Annotated in this window: 17 protein-coding genes; 9 read left to right on the top strand and 8 right to left on the bottom strand. The window is 57.0% G+C overall.

The features are described 5' to 3' along the window. Positions 1 to 255: 255 nt before the first annotated feature. Together EKM95_RS05440 and EKM95_RS05435 are read left to right on the top strand one after the other, a co-directional pair. Positions 256 to 612 carry a hypothetical protein gene (locus EKM95_RS05440; RefSeq protein ID WP_125696833.1) on the top strand — a complete coding sequence of 119 codons (357 nt, stop codon included), beginning with the start codon at positions 256 to 258 and terminating at the stop codon, positions 610 to 612. 250 nt (positions 613 to 862) lie between these two features. Further along, positions 863 to 1783, top strand: a complete 921-nt coding sequence (locus EKM95_RS05435; RefSeq protein ID WP_125696832.1) for an aldo/keto reductase — start codon at positions 863 to 865, stop codon at positions 1781 to 1783. Positions 1784 to 1975: 192 nt separating this feature from the next. On the opposite strand, the gene lepB is transcribed toward EKM95_RS05435, so the two are convergent. From lepB to EKM95_RS05395, 8 genes are all read right to left on the bottom strand, one after another. Next, on the bottom strand, positions 1976 to 2515 hold the full coding sequence (gene lepB / locus EKM95_RS05430; protein WP_379897162.1) for a signal peptidase I: 540 nt from the start codon (positions 2513 to 2515) through the stop codon (positions 1976 to 1978). Positions 2516 to 2714: 199 nt separating this feature from the next. After that, the gene (locus tag EKM95_RS05425) at positions 2715 to 4094 is read right to left on the bottom strand and encodes an MATE family efflux transporter (protein WP_125696830.1); all 1380 of its coding nucleotides are present in this window, start codon (positions 4092 to 4094) and stop codon (positions 2715 to 2717) included. Positions 4095 to 4381: 287 nt separating this feature from the next. Then, on the bottom strand, positions 4382 to 5317 hold the full coding sequence (locus EKM95_RS05420; protein WP_125696829.1) for a TPM domain-containing protein: 936 nt from the start codon (positions 5315 to 5317) through the stop codon (positions 4382 to 4384). A 17-nt stretch (positions 5318 to 5334) separates the two neighbouring features. Next, positions 5335 to 5925, bottom strand: a complete 591-nt coding sequence (locus tag EKM95_RS05415) for a LemA family protein (protein WP_164510099.1) — start codon at positions 5923 to 5925, stop codon at positions 5335 to 5337. A gap of 92 nt (positions 5926 to 6017) precedes the next feature. Then, complete coding sequence (gene trpS / locus EKM95_RS05410; protein ID WP_125696828.1) at positions 6018 to 7034, bottom strand: tryptophan--tRNA ligase; 1017 nt, start codon at positions 7032 to 7034, stop codon at positions 6018 to 6020. Positions 7035 to 7879: 845 nt separating this feature from the next. Beyond that, complete coding sequence (locus EKM95_RS05405; RefSeq protein WP_125696827.1) at positions 7880 to 9202, bottom strand: dihydrolipoyl dehydrogenase family protein; 1323 nt, start codon at positions 9200 to 9202, stop codon at positions 7880 to 7882. After that, on the bottom strand, positions 9199 to 10212 hold the full coding sequence (locus EKM95_RS05400; RefSeq protein ID WP_191988587.1) for an ABC transporter ATP-binding protein: 1014 nt from the start codon (positions 10210 to 10212) through the stop codon (positions 9199 to 9201). Before EKM95_RS05400 ends, EKM95_RS05405 begins: the two co-directional genes overlap by 4 nt. Beyond that, the gene (locus EKM95_RS05395) at positions 10212 to 11741 is read right to left on the bottom strand and encodes an ABC transporter permease/substrate-binding protein (RefSeq protein ID WP_125696826.1); all 1530 of its coding nucleotides are present in this window, start codon (positions 11739 to 11741) and stop codon (positions 10212 to 10214) included. Before EKM95_RS05395 ends, EKM95_RS05400 begins: the two co-directional genes overlap by 1 nt. 456 nt (positions 11742 to 12197) lie before the next feature. On the opposite strand from EKM95_RS05395, the gene EKM95_RS05390 reads away from it, so the two are divergent. The 7 genes from EKM95_RS05390 to EKM95_RS05360 all read left to right on the top strand — a co-directional run bounded on the left by EKM95_RS05390 (position 12198) and on the right by EKM95_RS05360 (position 17137). Then, positions 12198 to 12710, top strand: coding sequence for a sigma-70 family RNA polymerase sigma factor (locus tag EKM95_RS05390; RefSeq protein WP_164510098.1), 513 nt, complete (start codon positions 12198 to 12200; stop codon positions 12708 to 12710). Further along, positions 12700 to 13785 (top strand): hypothetical protein, encoded by a 1086-nt coding sequence (locus EKM95_RS05385; protein WP_125696824.1) that lies wholly within the window; start codon positions 12700 to 12702, stop codon positions 13783 to 13785. The genes EKM95_RS05390 and EKM95_RS05385 overlap by 11 nt, the downstream gene beginning before the upstream one ends. Positions 13786 to 13849: 64 nt before the next feature. Continuing rightward, complete coding sequence (locus tag EKM95_RS05380; RefSeq protein WP_125696823.1) at positions 13850 to 14662, top strand: hypothetical protein; 813 nt, start codon at positions 13850 to 13852, stop codon at positions 14660 to 14662. Continuing rightward, positions 14640 to 15314 carry a hypothetical protein gene (locus EKM95_RS05375; RefSeq protein ID WP_125696822.1) on the top strand — a complete coding sequence of 225 codons (675 nt, stop codon included), beginning with the start codon at positions 14640 to 14642 and terminating at the stop codon, positions 15312 to 15314. The genes EKM95_RS05380 and EKM95_RS05375 overlap by 23 nt, the downstream gene beginning before the upstream one ends. Beyond that, the gene (locus EKM95_RS05370; protein ID WP_125696821.1) at positions 15314 to 16003 is read left to right on the top strand and encodes a hypothetical protein; all 690 of its coding nucleotides are present in this window, start codon (positions 15314 to 15316) and stop codon (positions 16001 to 16003) included. The genes EKM95_RS05375 and EKM95_RS05370 overlap by 1 nt, the downstream gene beginning before the upstream one ends. Continuing rightward, positions 16000 to 16644 carry an ATP-binding cassette domain-containing protein gene (locus EKM95_RS05365; protein ID WP_125696820.1) on the top strand — a complete coding sequence of 215 codons (645 nt, stop codon included), beginning with the start codon at positions 16000 to 16002 and terminating at the stop codon, positions 16642 to 16644. Before EKM95_RS05370 ends, EKM95_RS05365 begins: the two co-directional genes overlap by 4 nt. Then, the gene (locus EKM95_RS05360; protein ID WP_125696819.1) at positions 16625 to 17137 is read left to right on the top strand and encodes a hypothetical protein; all 513 of its coding nucleotides are present in this window, start codon (positions 16625 to 16627) and stop codon (positions 17135 to 17137) included. Before EKM95_RS05365 ends, EKM95_RS05360 begins: the two co-directional genes overlap by 20 nt. Positions 17138 to 17645: the final 508 nt, after the last annotated feature.

Genomic DNA, 17645 nt, shown 5'->3' with positions numbered 1-17645 from the left:
GGAGGTAAAAACCTGAACGAACACCGTCGTTGTGCACTTTAGCAAAACGGCGGTCCAAAAAAATGTCCGCACGCCCCCGAAAAAACCGCCATATTGGTGTGACCCCATCACATCATAGGGAGAAATGTTTGTGGGTCCAACCGCAACATCCGTCGTGATGGACCGCCTCGCCCCAGCTGACAGATGGTGCGTGTTTTGTCGTTGTTAAAGGGGCATACTTCATCTGAAAACCACAGTTGCTCTGGAGGAAATCAAATGCCACGGAATCTTCAAAAACTCATCAGCGCAGGTATTTTTGCTGGGTTGCTGGCAATCGCGGTCAGAATAATCGATGAGAAACAGCGGTCCACCCGCGATAAGGGCATGTTCGCACTGATCTCAGGGGGCTTCACGTTGATCGGCGCGCTTGCATGTCTCGGGGGCGGGTTTGTCATTAGTCAGATCATCCAGTTTGGTGATGCCACTATTGGACTGATTGTTGCGGTGGCGGCACTTCTGATTGCTTGCGTCGCGTTTGCTGGTATTGGCATATCTTTAATGATCACATATAAAAATGGACAAAGAGGCTTACAAGTCTGTTCAAAAAAGCAAGACGGTATCCCTCGGCGATGAACCGGTGTTGCCCGTCTTGCTTTTTGATCTACAGCGGCGCGCAAAAGGCTTGCTTCATCACAATCTCAGCATCACTCCGAAACCTTCATCATCCGCCAGTCGTAAGTCGCTCAACCAGACAGTACGTAAGCGCTTATTTGCCAGGAAATTCTGGTCCGATTTACCAGCCGTGTGCGCTTTCATGGCGGCGGGCAATATGCTACGCTAGACAATGGATCCAATAAACAAACACAGTTAGGAGCTGATTGTTTTGCGTCAGATCGATCTTGGCGGCTCCGGGCTTAAGGCCTCTGAAGTCGCATTGGGTGTGATGCGTATTACTGGACTTGATGAAGACGGTGCCGTTGCACTTTTGGAATCAGCCTATAATGCGGGTATCAACTTTTTTGATAATGCCGACATTTATGATGGTGGCAAGGCGGAGTCGCTTTTTGGCGCCGCATTAAAGAAGGCCAGCTTCTCGCGCGATGATGTGATCGTGCAGACGAAGGTCGGCATTGTGCCGGGCCAACGCTACGATTTTTCCAAGGAACACATTCTTGAAGCGGTCGACGGGTCGCTTGCACGGCTGGGTCTCGATTATGTTGACGTCCTGCTGCTGCACCGGCCAGATCCCCTGATGGAGCCTGACGAGGTTGCGGAAGCTTTCCTCACCTTGCAAAACAGCGGCAAGGTCCGTCAATTCGGTGTGTCGAACTTCAACCCGAGTCAAGTTGAGTTGTTGCAGTCGGCGGTACCGCAAAAGCTGATTGCCAACCAGTTGCAGTTCGGCGTGATGCACACGGGCATGATCGACAACGGCATCCACGTCAACATGTCCGACGAGCGCTCCATCGACCACGACGGCGGCATTCTTGAATACTCCCGTCTGCACAACATGACCATTCAAGCATGGAGCCCTTACCAGTACGGATTTTTCGAAGGCGTCTTCATCGACAATCCGAAGTTCCCGGAACTCAACAAGAAGCTGCATGACTTGGCGGACAAGTACAACACGAACGTCAACGCGATCGCGGCCGCTTGGATTCTGCGCATTCCAGGCGCCTTCCAAGTCATCGCGGGCACCACGAACAAGGACCGCATCGCTCAGATCGCCGAAGCGGCCGACTTCAAGCTCACCAAGCAAGAATGGTACGACGTCTACTTCGCGGCTGGCAACAATCTGCCGTGATCTGGCAAAAATAGTTCCCCGATTCCCCCAGATCGGTCAGGAACCAAACAGGCATCTCACGCTGGGCTGCGGCCTAGTGTGAGATGCCTATTTGTGTTGCCTATTTAATAGAAGAAAAATCGGAGATTGTCGTCTTAAGCCCAGTTATGGCGCGGGTTTGACGTCGATTTTCGCCGCTAATTTCGGTGCGAATCAGAAGAACTTCATGTGATTCAGCGGCCAGTAGCGCAAGGCCACCACGCCGCGAATCGCGCTTTTCTTGACGAAGCCGAAGTCGCGGCTGTCGTGGGACACGCGCCGATCATCGCCGAGCACAAAATAGCGGCCGGCCGGCACCTTTTCTTTCAGCTTGAAGTTGTCGGTGAAGCTAACGCCTTGGCCAACCGTGTCGTGCGTCGTCTGCCAGGCTTTGACCGCCTGGCGCATAAAGGCATCGTTGAGATAGGGCTGGGCGACTTCCTTGCCGTTGATGTAGAGTTTTTCGTCTTTGACTTCGACAGTCTCCCCCGGCAAGCCAATCACCCGCTTGATGTAATAGCTGCCCGGTTCATCCGGGGCGTCCAGAACGACGATTGCGTTGCGGGTGATCTTTTTGTGGCGCAAGGTGATCACCTTGTCGTCGGGGGCCAGGGTCGGGTTCATCGAGGTCCCGACCACGGTGTCGTTGCCGATCACTTCAGTTGTCAAATATTGCACCCCCAACACGGCGATGGCGACAAACACAATGGTGATGCCGACCCACTTGAAGAGGTCGCGGAGGCCGCCGCCTTTTTTAGCGGATCCAGACGGCGCGGCGGCATGGTGGCCGCTTGGGACACTCTCCGCAGTGGCCGCTTGATTCAGTGATGCCGTTTGGGCGGCGTCGGTGGGTGCTAGGGCGCCGTGTTTTCCCTTAGTTGGCTCGAAGTTTTTGGCAGGCTCGGCCGAATGTTTATCCTTGGTCATCGTTTGGCACCTCCTGCAGCTTTCCGGCTTGTTCATCCTGTTTCTGGCGAATGTGCTTCATGGTACGGAAGTAGACGTTGACGAGCACAAAGACGGAGCCGATCCACGCGAGCGGGTTGGCCATGGACGCGCCGGTGAAGCCCAGACGCGACACGAGGAACAGGCCAGCAAAGGAGCGCATCATCAGTTCGAAGAAGCCAGCGACGGTCGGGACCAAGGTGTGGCCGAGGCCCTGAAGCAGATTACGCATTGTGAACAGAATTGCGAGGAGCCAATACATGCTGGCGTTGTATTTGAAGTAGATCTGGGCCAGCGCAGTGACGTGCGGCTGGTTCGGGCCGAGGAACAGGTTGACCAGCGGCTTTGAAAAGATGATGATCAACGCCCCGAGCACGGCGGAGATCGCCACGTTCAGGATCAGGGTCTGATGCACGCCTTTGCGAATGCGGCCGTACTCCTTAGCGCCGAGGTTCTGGGCGGCAAAGGTCGCCATCGTCACGCCAAATGAGGAGGCCGGCAGTGTCGCGAGCTGGTCGATTCGGCCGGCCGCGGTGTAAGCCGCAACGGCATCGGTGCCCAAGGTGTTGAGCATGACCTGCAAAATCACGGAGCCAATCGCGATGATGGACATGGAAAAGCCCATTGGCAGGCCGACTGCGATGTGGTGGCGAATATTCGCCCAATCAAATTTCAGATCCTCTTTTCGAATCACGAGAAGCGGAATATGCTTGCGAATATAAAACCAGCAAAGCAGCGCCGAGATGACCTGAGCGCTGACCGTCGCGATACCGGCGCCGGCCACGCCCCAGTTTAGGCCGAGGATGAAGATCAATTCCAAAATAATATTGATGATCGTTGCGATGACTAGAAATATCAATGGCGTGCGTGAGTCGCCCAGCGCGCGCATCATATTTGAGAGCAGGTTGAACGCCATCGAGGCCGCGATGCCCATGAAAATAATCCGGATGAACGAGACGGAATCGTTGATGATCTCCGGCGGCGTCTGCATCAGCTCCAGCATCGGCCGGGTGAAGGTGACCGACAGCGCGGTCAGCACGATGGTCATCGCCAGGGAGATCCAGATGCTGGCGCCAAAGGACCGGCGCAGCTTTTGATAATCCCGCGCACCATAAGCCTGGGCGGTCAGAATCGACAGACCAGCCGTGGTGCCCTGCGCAAACCCAATGATCAAAAAGTTGATACTGCCCGTCGCACCGACAGCGGCCAGCGCTGCCTTGCCGATGGTCCGCCCAACAATCAGCGTATCCATGAAGCTGTATAGTTGCTGGAAGACATTCCCGATCAGAAGTGGAATGGTAAAGAAGAAAACAAGTTTCAGGGGATTGCCCTTGGTCAGCGTGTGCAACGCGCAGCCTCCTCTCGCGTGACGGCCGCGCCTGCGACCGTCCATATCTGAAATACTGTATCACACTTTGGGACCGCTTCCCACTGTCTGGCCGCATGATGTTGACAAACTGTAAAGAAAATCAGCGCACGCCCACCAGCAACTGGTCTACCCGCTCAACCGCTTGACCAGTCCCCGGGCAAAACAAAAACCGGCCAACGCCCTGCATTGCGCGTTGATCCGGTTCGTTGCGTCACTATTCAATTCCGCGGTCTGCGTCTTGGGTCAGGCATCCGATGCGTCCTCGGTCAGACATCGGCGCCACCACCACCGGAGGCACCGCCCCCGCCGCCGAAGCCGCCACCTCCTCCGCCGCCGAATCCACCGCCGCCAAAACCGCCGCCGGAGCCAAAGCCCCCACCGCCGCCGAAACCGCCACGGCCGCCGCGTCCATAGCGGCCATACCGACTGCCGCTACTCAGGAGATCCGAAAGCAGCCACAACAGCCACCAATTTCCGCCGCGCCGGCGTCCGCCACCACGCGGACCACCGCCGCCAAAGATGGAGATAATGATGATCACGACCAGGAAGATCACAAGCACCATGGTAAAAATACCATTGCTTGAATCATCATCATCGTAATCTCCGAACGGCTCGTCATTGGTTTCTTCATAATCGCTCATGGTGTCATCGCTGACGGTATTATCATCTTTTGGATAATCGTATTTTTTGTCAATGACCGTCGCGACCGCGTTGAAGACATTGCGAATCGCCTTGTTGACGTCGGCCTTGTCGGAGGACTTGATGTCGTCGAGATTTTGGTTGAGGATCTGGCCGGACAGCGCGTCGGTCAGCTCCCCTTCCAGGCCGTAACCGACTTCGATGCGCATGTTCTGCTTGCCGTCATTGTCGGCGTACAGAATCAGGACACCGTTGTCCTCACCCTTTTTCCCGATGCCCCATTTTTCAAACAGATCCGGGGCGTATTCGCCAAGCGCTTCGCCGTCTGTCGATTTGATGGCGGCCACCTTGATCTGCGGCCGTTCGCTTTGCTCATTGTAAAAACTGTTTTTCTGGTCGATCAGCTGGCGCGTTTGGCTGTCAAGCAAGTTGATGCCGTCGTAATAGGCGTGATCTTGCGGGTCAGCGGGGAGGTTGCTGGCGGCATGGACCGGTGTCGCCGCAAACAAAAGCGCGATCACGCCGATCAATGCGACCAGCCAGCCCCATCTGCGTTTGTGCATCCCCATCCCTACTTTCATCACTCAGATAGGTCCACTTTCGGCACGTTATATGCCTCTGGGTCGGCCTTGAATTCCGGTTTCTCTTTGAGCCCCATCAGATTAGCAAACAAATTCCGCGGGAAAGTGACCAAGCTTGAATTATAATCCTGAACCGCCTCGATATAACGTTTTCGTTCAACGGAAATCCGATTTTCGCTACCTTCAAGTTGGGTCATCAAGGTCTTCACGTTGTCATTGGAGGCGAGAGTCGGATAGCTCTCAGAGATCACATTGAGCAAGGTGCCGACGGATTTGTTGACTTCGTTGTCCGCGCTGGCCTTGGCCGTTGTGGAATCAGCATTGTAATAATTTTGGCGAGCTTTCGCAATATCATCAAAGATCTTTGTCTCATGGCTCATGGAGCCCTTTACGGCCGCGGTGAGATTAGGAATCAAATCGGCGCGTCGCTGCATCACGTTCTCGACCTGACTCCACTTAGCTTTGACGGCCTGGTCCTGTTTGGCCAAGTCGTTATAAGTGGAGATGCTGAAGATTGCGACGATCACGGCGACAACGCCGATGATGATGGCCGTGATCGCAGTCGGGCTCAACTTTTTCATGGTATTCATATAACGTATTCACTCCATTCTGAATACGTATATTTTACCATGAGCCCCGGCTGCGACCTCAGTCTTACGAATGATAATTTTAGCTAAATGATTTATTTAAAATAATTAAATCCGATGGCATCGCGGACTTCTTCCAGCGTCTGGTTGGCAACCTCATTGGCCCGCGCCGTACCAGCCTTCAGAATATCCTCGACCGCGCCCATGTCCTTAGCGTATTCTTCACGCCGCGAACGAATCGGCGCAAGCAGATTTTCCATCACGTCGACCAGGTAGCGCTTGATCTTCACATCGCCGAGCCCGCCGTGTTGATATTGGGCCTTCAATTCGGCAACTTTTTCCTTGTCCGGATCGAACACGTCGAGATAGGTGAAGACCACGTTGCCTTCGATCTGGCCCGGATCTTCGACGTGAATGTGATTGGGGTCGGTGTACATCGACATGATCTTCTTGCGCACGATGTCGGCGTCGTCGGCGAGGTAGATGCCATTGCCCAGCGATTTGCTCATCTTCGCGTTGCCATCGATGCCCGGCAGGCGGCCATCCCCTTTTGGTGGAAAATACCCTTCAGGCTCAACCAGCGCATCCGTGTTGTAGGTCCTGTTGAAGGTGCGCACGATCTCACGGGTCTGTTCGAGCATTGGTTCCTGGTCATCGCCGACCGGCACGGTGTCCGCTTTGAAAGCGGTGATGTCGGCGGCCTGGCTGACGGGATAGATCAAAAAGCCGGCCGGCACAGATTCACCAAACGCCTTTTGATTGATCTCGGTCTTGACCGTTGGGTTGCGGTTGAGCCGCGCCACGGTGACCAGGTCCAGATAATACATCGTCAATTCGGCCAAAGCCGGCACGCCGGACTGCACCAAGATTGTCGACTTCGCCGGGTCGATGCCGACCGCCAGATAATCCAGCGCGACTTCAAGCAGGGAGTTGCGGATCTTTTCCGGATTGCGGGCATTGTCCGTGAGCGCCTGGGTGTCGGCAATCATGATATATGTTTCATAATCTCCGGAATTTTGTAGCTTGACACGATTTTGCAGACTGCCAACGTAATGGCCGATGTGCAGGCGGCCAGTTGGACGGTCGCCGGTCAGAATCACTTTTTTACTCATCTCAATAGTTCCTCCTAAATTGTCGACTGCGGTTAAGATAAGGTGGCAATGCTACGTGGCTGGTCTCGGTGCGGAAGGGTCGCCCTCGCAAAAAAGGCCGCCCCATGTCAAAGACATAGGACGGCTCATGCGCGGTACCACCTAATTTGCCACGATCGCGGCCACTTTTGGCTTACGGCGCACCCACCTTATCCGCTTGCGTGAGCCAATTCACCGCACCAGGCGGCTGCCGTTTCAGTGCAGGCAGCTTCCTGAACGCCACAGGGGCGGTTACTCATCACGCGCATCGCTTCTACTGAAAGTCTAATCAACTGTGGGTGCGATTGCAAGTGTCGTATCAGCGCTCAGGCGAGTATCTGCAAATAAGGAAAAAACGGTTGGCGGGTCGCACATGGTCTCCCCCCGGGCGGGTGCCGGGCAGAAATTGGCTGGAACGCTCCCAAGCAACTTTGAGCCCGCAGAAATCGTGGTCTCAAAGCTTGCTTTCGTTGTAAGCGGCTTTGCCGCTAACAACGACGAGGGGGCTTGCTCTGGGCGTTAGGCATTTATGCCTTACGCCCAGACATGCGAAGCGAGCCATTTCTGCCCGGCGCCCGTCCTCATATCCAGCACTGCCGTTATTGGTTTGAATCTCCTTCGTACTTCGCACTTGCACTTCGCACTTGCACTCCGCACTTGCACTCCGCACTTGCGCTTCGCACTTGCACGTCACGGTTGCCGCCTGAGCGTATCATTATGCAGCTAGATTGCCCATTCTGCCCTGCACTGTCCGCGGGCGTTTATTTGGGGGCTAACCGCGTCGCCCGCTTCCACGATCTTACCAACCCGATTCTGCCTGCAACTAATTACACCAAATACTGCAGATAGCTTGCCGGGGTTGGGTAGGCGTAGATGAGTTTGGCGGCTACTTTTCCTGGGACGTGGGTGTCCATTAGGAGGGTCAGGTAGTTGATGAGTTCTTCTGCGATGGTTGAGACGACAATGGCGCCTGCGATCTCGCCGCTTGCTTTGTCGGTGATGACGGTCACGGTGGCGCTGTCGTCTTTCAGGCGGTTGTAAGTGTACCAGCGGGAGACGTCTTGGGTGTTGATGGTGTAGCGGTCCGGGGCGGCTTCGGCGTCGGTCAGCGAGATGCCAACCTGGGCAAGCTCGGTGGTGCCATAGACGACCACGGGCTGGGCCGGGTACGCAATGGGGCCGCGGTCGGCCAGAATGGTGGCACCGACGTAGCGGCCTTCAAAGCTCGCCACTGGGGTGAGTTTCGGCTGTGTTTTCGCGATCACGTCCCCTAGGGCAAAAATGTGCGGGTTGGTGGTGCGCAGGTGGTCGTCCACATGGATGCCGCGGGCGCCGACTTGGATGCCAGCGTCGCCGAGACCCAGCGCCACAGCGGGCACGCGGCCCACGGCGGAAAAGGCGGCTTGGACTTCGAGGGAAAAATCGGCTGCCTGCAGAATCACGCCGCGGGGGCTTGAGATGACGCCGGTCAGGGCCACGTTGTCATGGAAAATAATGCGCCGGTCCTTCATCGCGGCCAGCAGCTGCGCCACGGCGTCCTCGGGAAAACTACGAAGCGCGCGGGCACTGTGATTGATGAGATGAACGGTCGCGCCAGCCGCCGCGGCGATGTTCGCAAGCTCAAGTGCGACGTACCCAGCGCCGATAAATGCGAGGGTCATGGGCAGCTGATCGAGGTTGAGAAAATCACTGCTAGTTTTCAGAAGCGAGGCACCCGGAATTTTCGGCAGCGCTGGTGCTTGGCCCGTGGCGATGACAAAATTGGTCGCGCGGTAGGTCTCACCGGCGACGGCCACGGTGCGCGGGTCCAGGAAGCGGGCCGCCCCGTGAACGGCGTCGATCCCCGCACTTTTCAAACCGGCCAACGTCCCGCTCGGCACGGTGTCGGTATAGCCACGCTTAAAGGCCATCAGGTTTGGCCAGTTGATGTCCGGAATGCCTTCCAGCCCCGCGCGCGTCATGCGGCCGGCTTGATCCTTGGCCTGAACGGCGGAATACAGCATCTTCTTGGGGTCGCAGCCGACATTGGGACACGTCCCGCCCCACAGATCACGCTCGACCACCAGCACCTTTTTGCTGTCGGCCAACTGGTACGCGGCGGCCAGGCCACCAGGGCCGGCGCCGATCACGATCACGTCGTATTGTTTCATTTTGATTGCTCCTTCTCGTTGTCCGCAAGATATCGCAGGACCGCACTTGCGCTCAAGTCAAAATTACCTTCTTGGGCCTTCACTGTCACGTGATTTGACTCGGCGAGCTCGGGCAGCAGCTCGCTAAGCGTCGTTTGGCCGGAAACGACAGGCGCACCGGTCGAGAGGCCGGGTGCGCTTTGTAGGTCGCTTTCGCCTGATGCGGCCCCCGCTTCTTCCCCGCGCCCCACCGCCGTTCCATACGGCGCCAAGCTCGCGACGGCCACGCTGAGCGGGGAGCGTTGCGCCGAGGCGAAAAAGTCGGCGACAAACGTATTCGCGGGTGCCTCGGCAATTTCCGTCGGCGTCCCGACTTGCAGGAGATGGCCCTCCTTCATGACGGCGATGCGATCGCCCAGGCGCATGGCTTCGTTCATATCGTGGGTGACGAACACGATCGTCATCCCCAGCCGGGCGTGAAGCTCGAGCACCAGATCTTGCAGCTGGGTGCGCGACAGCGGATCCAGCGCGGAAAATGGCTCGTCCATCAAGATCACCGGCGGCCGTGCGACCAACGCGCGCAAAATACCGATGCGCTGTTGTTCGCCGCCTGACAATTCGCTTGGCAGCCGGTCGCGGTAGGTTTTTGGATCGAGGCCCACCGAACGCAGACCCTCATCGACGGCCTGTTTAACTTTTGTCCGCGGCCATTTTTTCATCTCGGGAATCAGCGCGATGTTCTGCCCGACAGTCATGGTGGGAAAAAGCGCGATCTGCTGGAGGACATAGCCGATGTCCCAGCGCAGCCGGCGTAAGTTGAACGCGTTGAGCCCCTTGCCGTCGAAGGTGATGGTCCCGCTGGTCGGGGCAACGAGGCGGTTGATCATCTTCAGCGTCGTTGTTTTGCCCGAGCCAGAGGTGCCGACCAGCACGAACAATTCGCCCGCGCGAATGGCCAAGTTGAGGTCCGCCACCGCGGTGTTGTCGGCGAATTGCTTGGTCACATGGGAAAATTCGATCATCTCACCCATCACTTGGCCTCCTTCAACAAGCCTTGCTTCAGCAAAAATGCTTTCGCGACCGAGGCCGCCGAGCGTTTCTGCACGTTCACTTCATAATTCATTTCCTGCATCTGGGTCTCCGTGATCTGGCCGCCCAGCTTGTTCAGCGCCTTGACCAGCGCCGGGTGTTTCGCCGCAAAACTCGCCTTCATCAAGGGCGCCCCTTGGTAGATTGGAAACAGCTTCTTGTCATCTTGCAGGGCGAGCAGCTTGTATTGGCGAATCTGCGAATCGGTCGAATACCCATCCGTGACCTGAATCTTGCCACTGTGAATGACCGAATAGCGCAGGTCCGGGGACATGGTCTTCACGTTGAGCGAAAGCCCGTATAACTTTTGTAATCCCTTGTACCCATCTTGGCGATTGTTGAACTCAACATCAAAGCCCGCGATCAGCCCGCGTTCACGCGCGAGGTCGGAGATCGTCTTGATGTTGTGCGCCTTGGCGAACGCCTGCGTGACCACCACCGCATAAGTATTGTTGTATTTCATCGGCGTTAGCAGCGTCAGTCCCTCTTTATTCAGAAGGCTTTTGGCAATCGGATAGGAATCGTTGCCCGCCGCAATCGCCGCGTTTTGCGCCTTTCTGGGCTTGACGAGGCTGGTCACGACCGTCCCGGTGAATTCCGGATACAGGTCGATCTTGTCGTTTTGCACCGCGCTATAAAGGAAACTTGTCTGGCCAAAATTCGGCTTGAGCGTCACCTGAACACTCGGGTCCGCCTGCTGAATCAGGAGTTTGTACATATTGATCAAAACGCTGGGCTCGCTGCCCATTTTACCTGCGATGACGATCTCATCCTTGGGCGCGGCCACCGCCTGGTACACGCCATAGCCGCCAAACCCGACGACCACCACGCCGAGCACAAGAAGGACTTGCCGCCACCGCAATTTTTGCAAGACACTCAGGCCTGCCGAAAAAGCCAGTGCCAACAAGGCTGCGGCCAGCGCTCCGATGAATGTCATCGCGGGGATGTTCGCGTTGATGCCGGTCATGATCATCGTGCCCAGCCCGCCTGCGCCGATGAACGCGCCCAAGGTGGCGGTGCCGATGATCAGCACCATCGCGGTCCGAATGCCGCCGATGATCACAGGCATCGCAAGCGGCAGTTCGACTTTGACGAGCTTGCGCCAGCGCGACATGCCAAACGCCTCGGCCGCCTCCTTGTACGCCGGATCGATCTCGTCGAGGCCGACATAAGTATTTTGAAAAATCGGCAGGAGCGCGTAGATCACCAGCGCAATCAAGGTCGGCGGGTTGCCGATGCCCACCAATGGAATCAGAAGCCCGAGCACCGCCAGCGATGGAATCGTCTGAAGGATGCCCGTCAGTTGCAGGAGAAAATTCGCCGCGCGCTTGTGTGGCTGCGCCCAGATCGCCAGGGGCACGGCGATGACCACCGCGACCAACAGCGCCAACAGCGAGAGTTCAATATGTTGGCCGAGCTGCTGCACAAGCGCCCCGCGCTGATCCAAAAATGTCTGCCAAACGTCTTTCACGTGTCCGCCTCCGCTTACTTTTACACAGTCAAATATATCATAGCTGTCAACGCGACGCCCCTAATATCGCCAAGCGGTTCGGCGGCGTTTATTGTCTGTTTGCCCTCACGCGCGACTCGCTCTCTTCCATTATAAGGGGCGGCTGGTGTGGCGCGCCCCAGCATTGCGACGGTGGCATGCCCAAGCTGCTGGCGGACGCACCGTCATGACGACGGTGTTTTGCTCGGGGGAAAAGTCGGGACACGCAACGAACAGATTTCTTTTATAAATATAGCTGGCCTGCCATGATCGTCCAAAGACGCGGTGCGGGTTTGGTGAGATGATGCCAATGATGGGCGGGGCTCATGGTTTTTTTGGAAAACCCCGACCTTGTCGCGAATTCGCAAAAAGCAAAAATAAATGGAACCTCGCAGGGCGAGTCTCGCACTAATAGGTGTGGGGTCAGGGGGTGGAAAAATGGCGGAAGAAACGGGACTGATCTTGGCGGCCAAGGCCGGCGATCAGGAGGCATTGATGCAACTGCTGGACGCGCGGCAGGAAAAATTGTATAAGACCGCCTTTCTGTGTGTCCACGACCCACAAGATGCGTTGGATATAGTGCAGGATACCTCCCTGCAGGCATTTTTGAGCATTCATCGCCTCCGTCAGCCGCAATATTTTGACACTTGGCTGATCAGGATTTTGATCAACGTCTCCCGTCATTATTATCGCCGGCCCCTGCCGCCCCTTCCCGCACCTGAGCAGATGCTCGATGCACACCGGCAAGTCGACTTGCACGAAGATCTCATGCAGGCACTGGCGAAGGTCCCGGCGAAATATCGCGTCGTGCTGATTCTGTTTTATTTCAACGAGCTTGAGGCAAACGAGATCGCGGCGGTGTTGCGGGTGCCAACGGGAACAGTGAAAAGTCGGCTAAACCGCGGCCGCAAGTGGTTGCGCGAGAAAGGAGGCATGCAACATGAAGCCTGACTGGCAAAAAATGAGCGATCAGCTCGACGTCCCCACGAACTTGGTGCACCAGGCGCTGCGCCGCGGCCAAGCGCGCGCCAATTTGCGCAGGCGGCACCGCCACATCGGCGTGCTGATTGCAACCGCGCTTATGTTGGTCGCAGTGGTCATCAACCCGCTGACGCTGCAAGCCGGTGGGGTCGCGCCTGCCATTCGTCAACTGCTCGATCAGGAAGGGAAAAAGACGCACCATTTTGACCCGACCATGAACCAAGTATTCGGGGATATGGCAGACCTGAGCGTGTATCAGCCCGTTCAGGGAAATCATGTCGTGGTCGGCGCTGTCACGCTGTCGGTTCGCGGCGTCATGGCCGCCCCCGGGATGCGCGCGCTGGTGATTGATTATCAAGGCGGCCACCTCGATCCCACTGCGCTGCGCAAACAGACGATCACCGTCACGATGACTGGCCATGACCGCATTCTCGATGTCTCGCAGAATTATGGCCAGATCGCGCTGGGCCATTACCGCCAGTTCCTAGCGTTTTACACCCCGGCGCCTGAAACCCCGAGCGAAACGATCAGCATTCGCATCGACCGGTTCAATGGCCAAGCGAAAAATGTGACGCTTCCGGCCCTGCACATCGCCGCGCCGACCGCCACTCACCGGACATTCGCCCTGACAGCGACCAAAGCCGACGTCACAGGCGGCGTGGATGCGGTGGATGCAGGCGCGCAAGCCTTCGTGCTGCACTATCACACGAGCTTCACATCGACAAACAGCCACGCCAAGGCGCTTCGCCAAGCTGCCTGGATCTCAGAGGCGACGGTTCAGCGCCATGGCAAAACGCTGGGCCAGTTGTTGTTGGGCACCGGCGGCATGCGAATCGGCGACACAAGCCGCGGGGCGACGCGCACCGTCAATTTTCAGTCCGTCTTTGCGACACAGTACCAAAAAGATGGCAACGACAAGGCGTTGGCGCTACGTGACTTACCAGCCGACGCGACCGTTTTGTTCAGGTTGGAGTTGCCGAGTGGAAGCACACAACGCGATATTTTGGGAACATTTGAGTTGCCAGTTTCGACCCTCTTACCATGAGGGCCGGTTCGCGGCTGGTCGCGAAGCCATCACACGCACAATCATTTGAGAAAGGAGCCTCCCCATGTCGCATCTGTTTTTCCGCCGTATCGAGCGGCGGCCAGTTCTGCTCAGTTTTTCCCTGTTGATGCTGATCAGCCTCATTCAATATGGGCAATCGTCCATGCAGATCGCCAAGCGCAGTAGTGTTTTTCACGACTCGCCTTACACGATGTGGCTGTCGATGGACCAATTCAGCTTCATCCCCATTCTATTTTTCCTGCTAGTGCCGCTGCTCGCCGCCATTCCCGGGGCAACGCTGATCGCCAAGGACCGGCAGACACGCTTCACCCAGCAACTGATCTTGCGGCGTGGGGGAATGCGGGTCGCCTGGGGCTATCTGGTGACCAGCTTTCTCTTGGGCGCAGTTCTGGTGGGCGGTACCCTCCTGATCAACTTCTTCGGCTTCTTTTTGCTTCTGCCGAATTTGAAGCCCGACTTCTTTCTCAATCTCAATATTGCCGTCATGTCGCAAGATACCTTGTGGGTCGGGCTCTATTACACGCATCCCCTGTGGCACGCGCTGGCCTCGATCTTGCTGGCGGCAACCTGGAGTGGACTGTTCGCCAGTTTCGCCACGGCAATGGCCTGGTTTTTGAAAAATCGATTCCTGACAGTGGCGGCGGGACTGCTTTTGCAGATTGGCTTAATGGCGGCGAACCTCTTGCTGCCCCTGCCCGTCCATGTGAGCTTTGTGCCATCTGATTTCATGCGGGAAAGCGCCGGAGCAACGCTGAGCGGGGCGGTCGTCGCCGGCGTGACCGTGATCGTGGTGCTTGTGGTCGCCGGGCTGACCATGATTGGAGGGCGCGTGCGTGCTTACGAAAGCAATCGTTGAGCAGACTTGGCGCTGGTTTTTGTGGCACCGGCGCTGGCAACTTTGGCTCGTGCTCGCGGCGGCCCTCAGCGCTAGTCTTGCCTGCCATGGCCTTCACGCAAGCCTATCCGGATATGCCCTGCAAAATACGGTGTTTGATCGATTCCAGTTTCTGGTCGTCTATTTTCCATTGTGTCTTGTAGCGACCTTGACCACCGATACATTCCGGGGGCTCGACGCGGCCGCGTGTGGCACACGTGCGGTTCTTTGGGGCCAGCGCGTCCTTCGCCTCTTGGTGACCCAGACCGCATTGCTCATTTGGTGGAGCTTGTTTGTTCTTGGCGGCCTGCTTTGGACACACAGCCTGCGCTTCCTCGATCTGGGCTTGGCCGGCCGCACGGTATTGACGCTTTGGCTGACACAACTCCTCGTGAGCAGCTGCGCGGAATTGCTCGTCGCCACGCTGCACTCGCGGATCGCCGCATTTCTCATCACCTGGCTGGCCGTAGCGGGCCTATTTGCACTGACGGTCGCGGGCGTTCCCGCGCTGATCTTTGCGTTTGCCACCGTGTTGACCCCGATGCGTGCAGCAGGCGATCAGCTCATTTTGCTCGGACTGACCGGTTTCGTGGTAACGACTCTGCGCTGGGCCACTGCAAGGGAGGCGCTGTGATGTGGCGCTTGATCAAGCATCAGACGCGCTTCTTTTGGGCGGTCAACTGGCGCCGCTTCACGTTTTTCATCGGGCTGGCCGGGCTGGTGATCGGCGGTGCGACCTGGCAGTCGTACCAGCATCCCCATTTTGAGCTGGCGAAAATACTGCTTGGCGGCAATGCACCGGACAGCTCGCCCGCGCATATTGTTTTTCCCGTCACCTGGGTCGTCTTACTCCAACTGCCGGTGCTTGCACTCGGGGATGCCATTCCGGGGTTGTGGCGGCGACGAGGCATTCAGATCTGGGGCCACGGCTTCAGTCGCCGACAATTTGCGCTGGTGGACCTCATGCTCATTGCAGAATGGGCCGGCGCATACTGGCTTCTGCTTGCCGGCGGCCTTTTGCTCGGCAGGACGCCTGTGGACGGCTGGTATCTCGCAACTTTATTTGGGGTCATGTGGTTGATACTGCTGATCGAGACTTGGCTGAGTTGGGGCAACCGGTTCGCCGGCCTCCTCGCAATACTCAGCTGGCAGGTCATCACGGTCTACACCGCCTGGCCGAATCTCTTGGCAGATGCGATGCTGACCCGCTGGCAAGGTGGCCCCGCGCCGCTGGTCATCGCGCTTGGGACATTGATCATTTTGTGCGGCGCTTATACCCTCGGCTTTTGGCAATTGATTGGAAAATGGAGTGATAGAAAATGAGTTTACTTGTCGCAACACATCTCAGTCGAAAATTGCGTCACGGAGCCGTGCTGTTGGACGGCATCACGCTCACCGTCGAGCCAGGCGAGATCTTGACCATCGAAGGTGAGAACGGAGCCGGCAAAACGGTGTTGCTCAAGGCACTTCTCGGTTTAACCGATTCGACTGGCACGCTGACCATCAACGGCCACCCTTTTCACCTGGGCCAAGCTTATCCACTGAAGGCTGGTATTTTGATCGAAAATCCGAGCCTGATCAACGACTTCACGGCCTTTCAGAATCTCAAGCTATTGGCGACGCTCATTCCCGACGTCACCGACGAGGAAATCGCCGCTGTCTTGCGCGAGCTCAGCCTGGATCCCAGAAGCAAGACGCGGGTCAAAGATTTTTCACTGGGAATGCGGGAAAAGCTTGGCATCGCCCAAGCGCTGCTGGGCCACCAGCCACTGATCGTCCTCGACGAGCCGACCAACGCGCTTGACGAAGACAGCAAAACGACCCTCGCCGCCCTGATCCGGACATATCGCAACCTCGGGTCCACGTTTGTGATCGCCTCCCACGACCGCGAGTTTATCGAGGCGGTTGCGACCCGGCGCGTCAAAGTGAAGGAGGGCCATCTCATTGAACAACAAGTGGCTTAAACGCGGCGGCATCCTGCTGGCAATTTTGCTACTCGGCTTCGGCGCAGCAGTCCGCTACCACCAAGTCAACGCCGCGACCACCGAAACAATCCGCACGATGAAGATCGACCGAGATCAACAAGTGCATTTTCCCGGGCTCGATTTTTCCTTCAGCCGCCTCACCGCGCGCCGCGAGCACGAGACATATCGGATCACCGCGACAATGACGATTCAGCAGACAAAGCCGCGTCGCTACGGGGATCGCGGACCAAATCGCAGCTTTAACGAAAATCTTCGGCTCGTTGTCCCGTATAGTGCGCTGGCCGTGGCGGAGATCACCCATCTGGACGGCTCGCCGTTGCAGTTTTCCCAGCTGAACAACGCAAAACGCAATGACTTTGTTCTGTCGTTCACCGTGGCGGCCGCGCAGTACGAGGCCGGTGCCGGGCGACCATATATTCTCCTGATGGTTCCGACTACAGCGGGCCATACGCGGGTCGAATTGCCACTCTGAGCACACGGTTCATCGATCTCCCGGAAAATCGTCACGGCTGGTTCGCTCAGGCGTGATTCTGAGTCGTGTTCGCGCTCGAAATGACCAACTCCCCATCAAAATGCACCAAAGCGCAACCTGACAGCCGCGCCAGATCGACAGAAATGCCGATCTGGCGCGGTTTGTTGTAGAAGCAAATGATGTGTCTTCGAGAAATGCCTTTATATCAAGGCCAAAACAAGCCATCTTGGATACGGCATAACCCGATGCGTCCGCACGCCCCCCCTGAGCATCATTAACTAGTGTGATGCCGTCACACAACTTTGCTTTCATAACCCGGGAAATTAAGTCTACTGTTCTGATTTCCTTCTGCGCAATCAGCAACTAATGTGATGGCATCACATCAGATTCTCGGTGGCCTTGTTTGGGTCAAAGTCGAGCGGCGACACACTATTGCCAGTCCAGGCTTTTCTCCCCAGTAGCGGGACCAGAAACAGAGCGGTAACCCCACCCAATCACCTTGCCCACC

This window comes from Lacticaseibacillus yichunensis (assembly GCF_003946405.1).
Lineage (GTDB): Bacteria > Bacillota > Bacilli > Lactobacillales > Lactobacillaceae > Lacticaseibacillus > Lacticaseibacillus yichunensis.
This window is presented reverse-complemented; position numbering and strand designations above follow the sequence as displayed.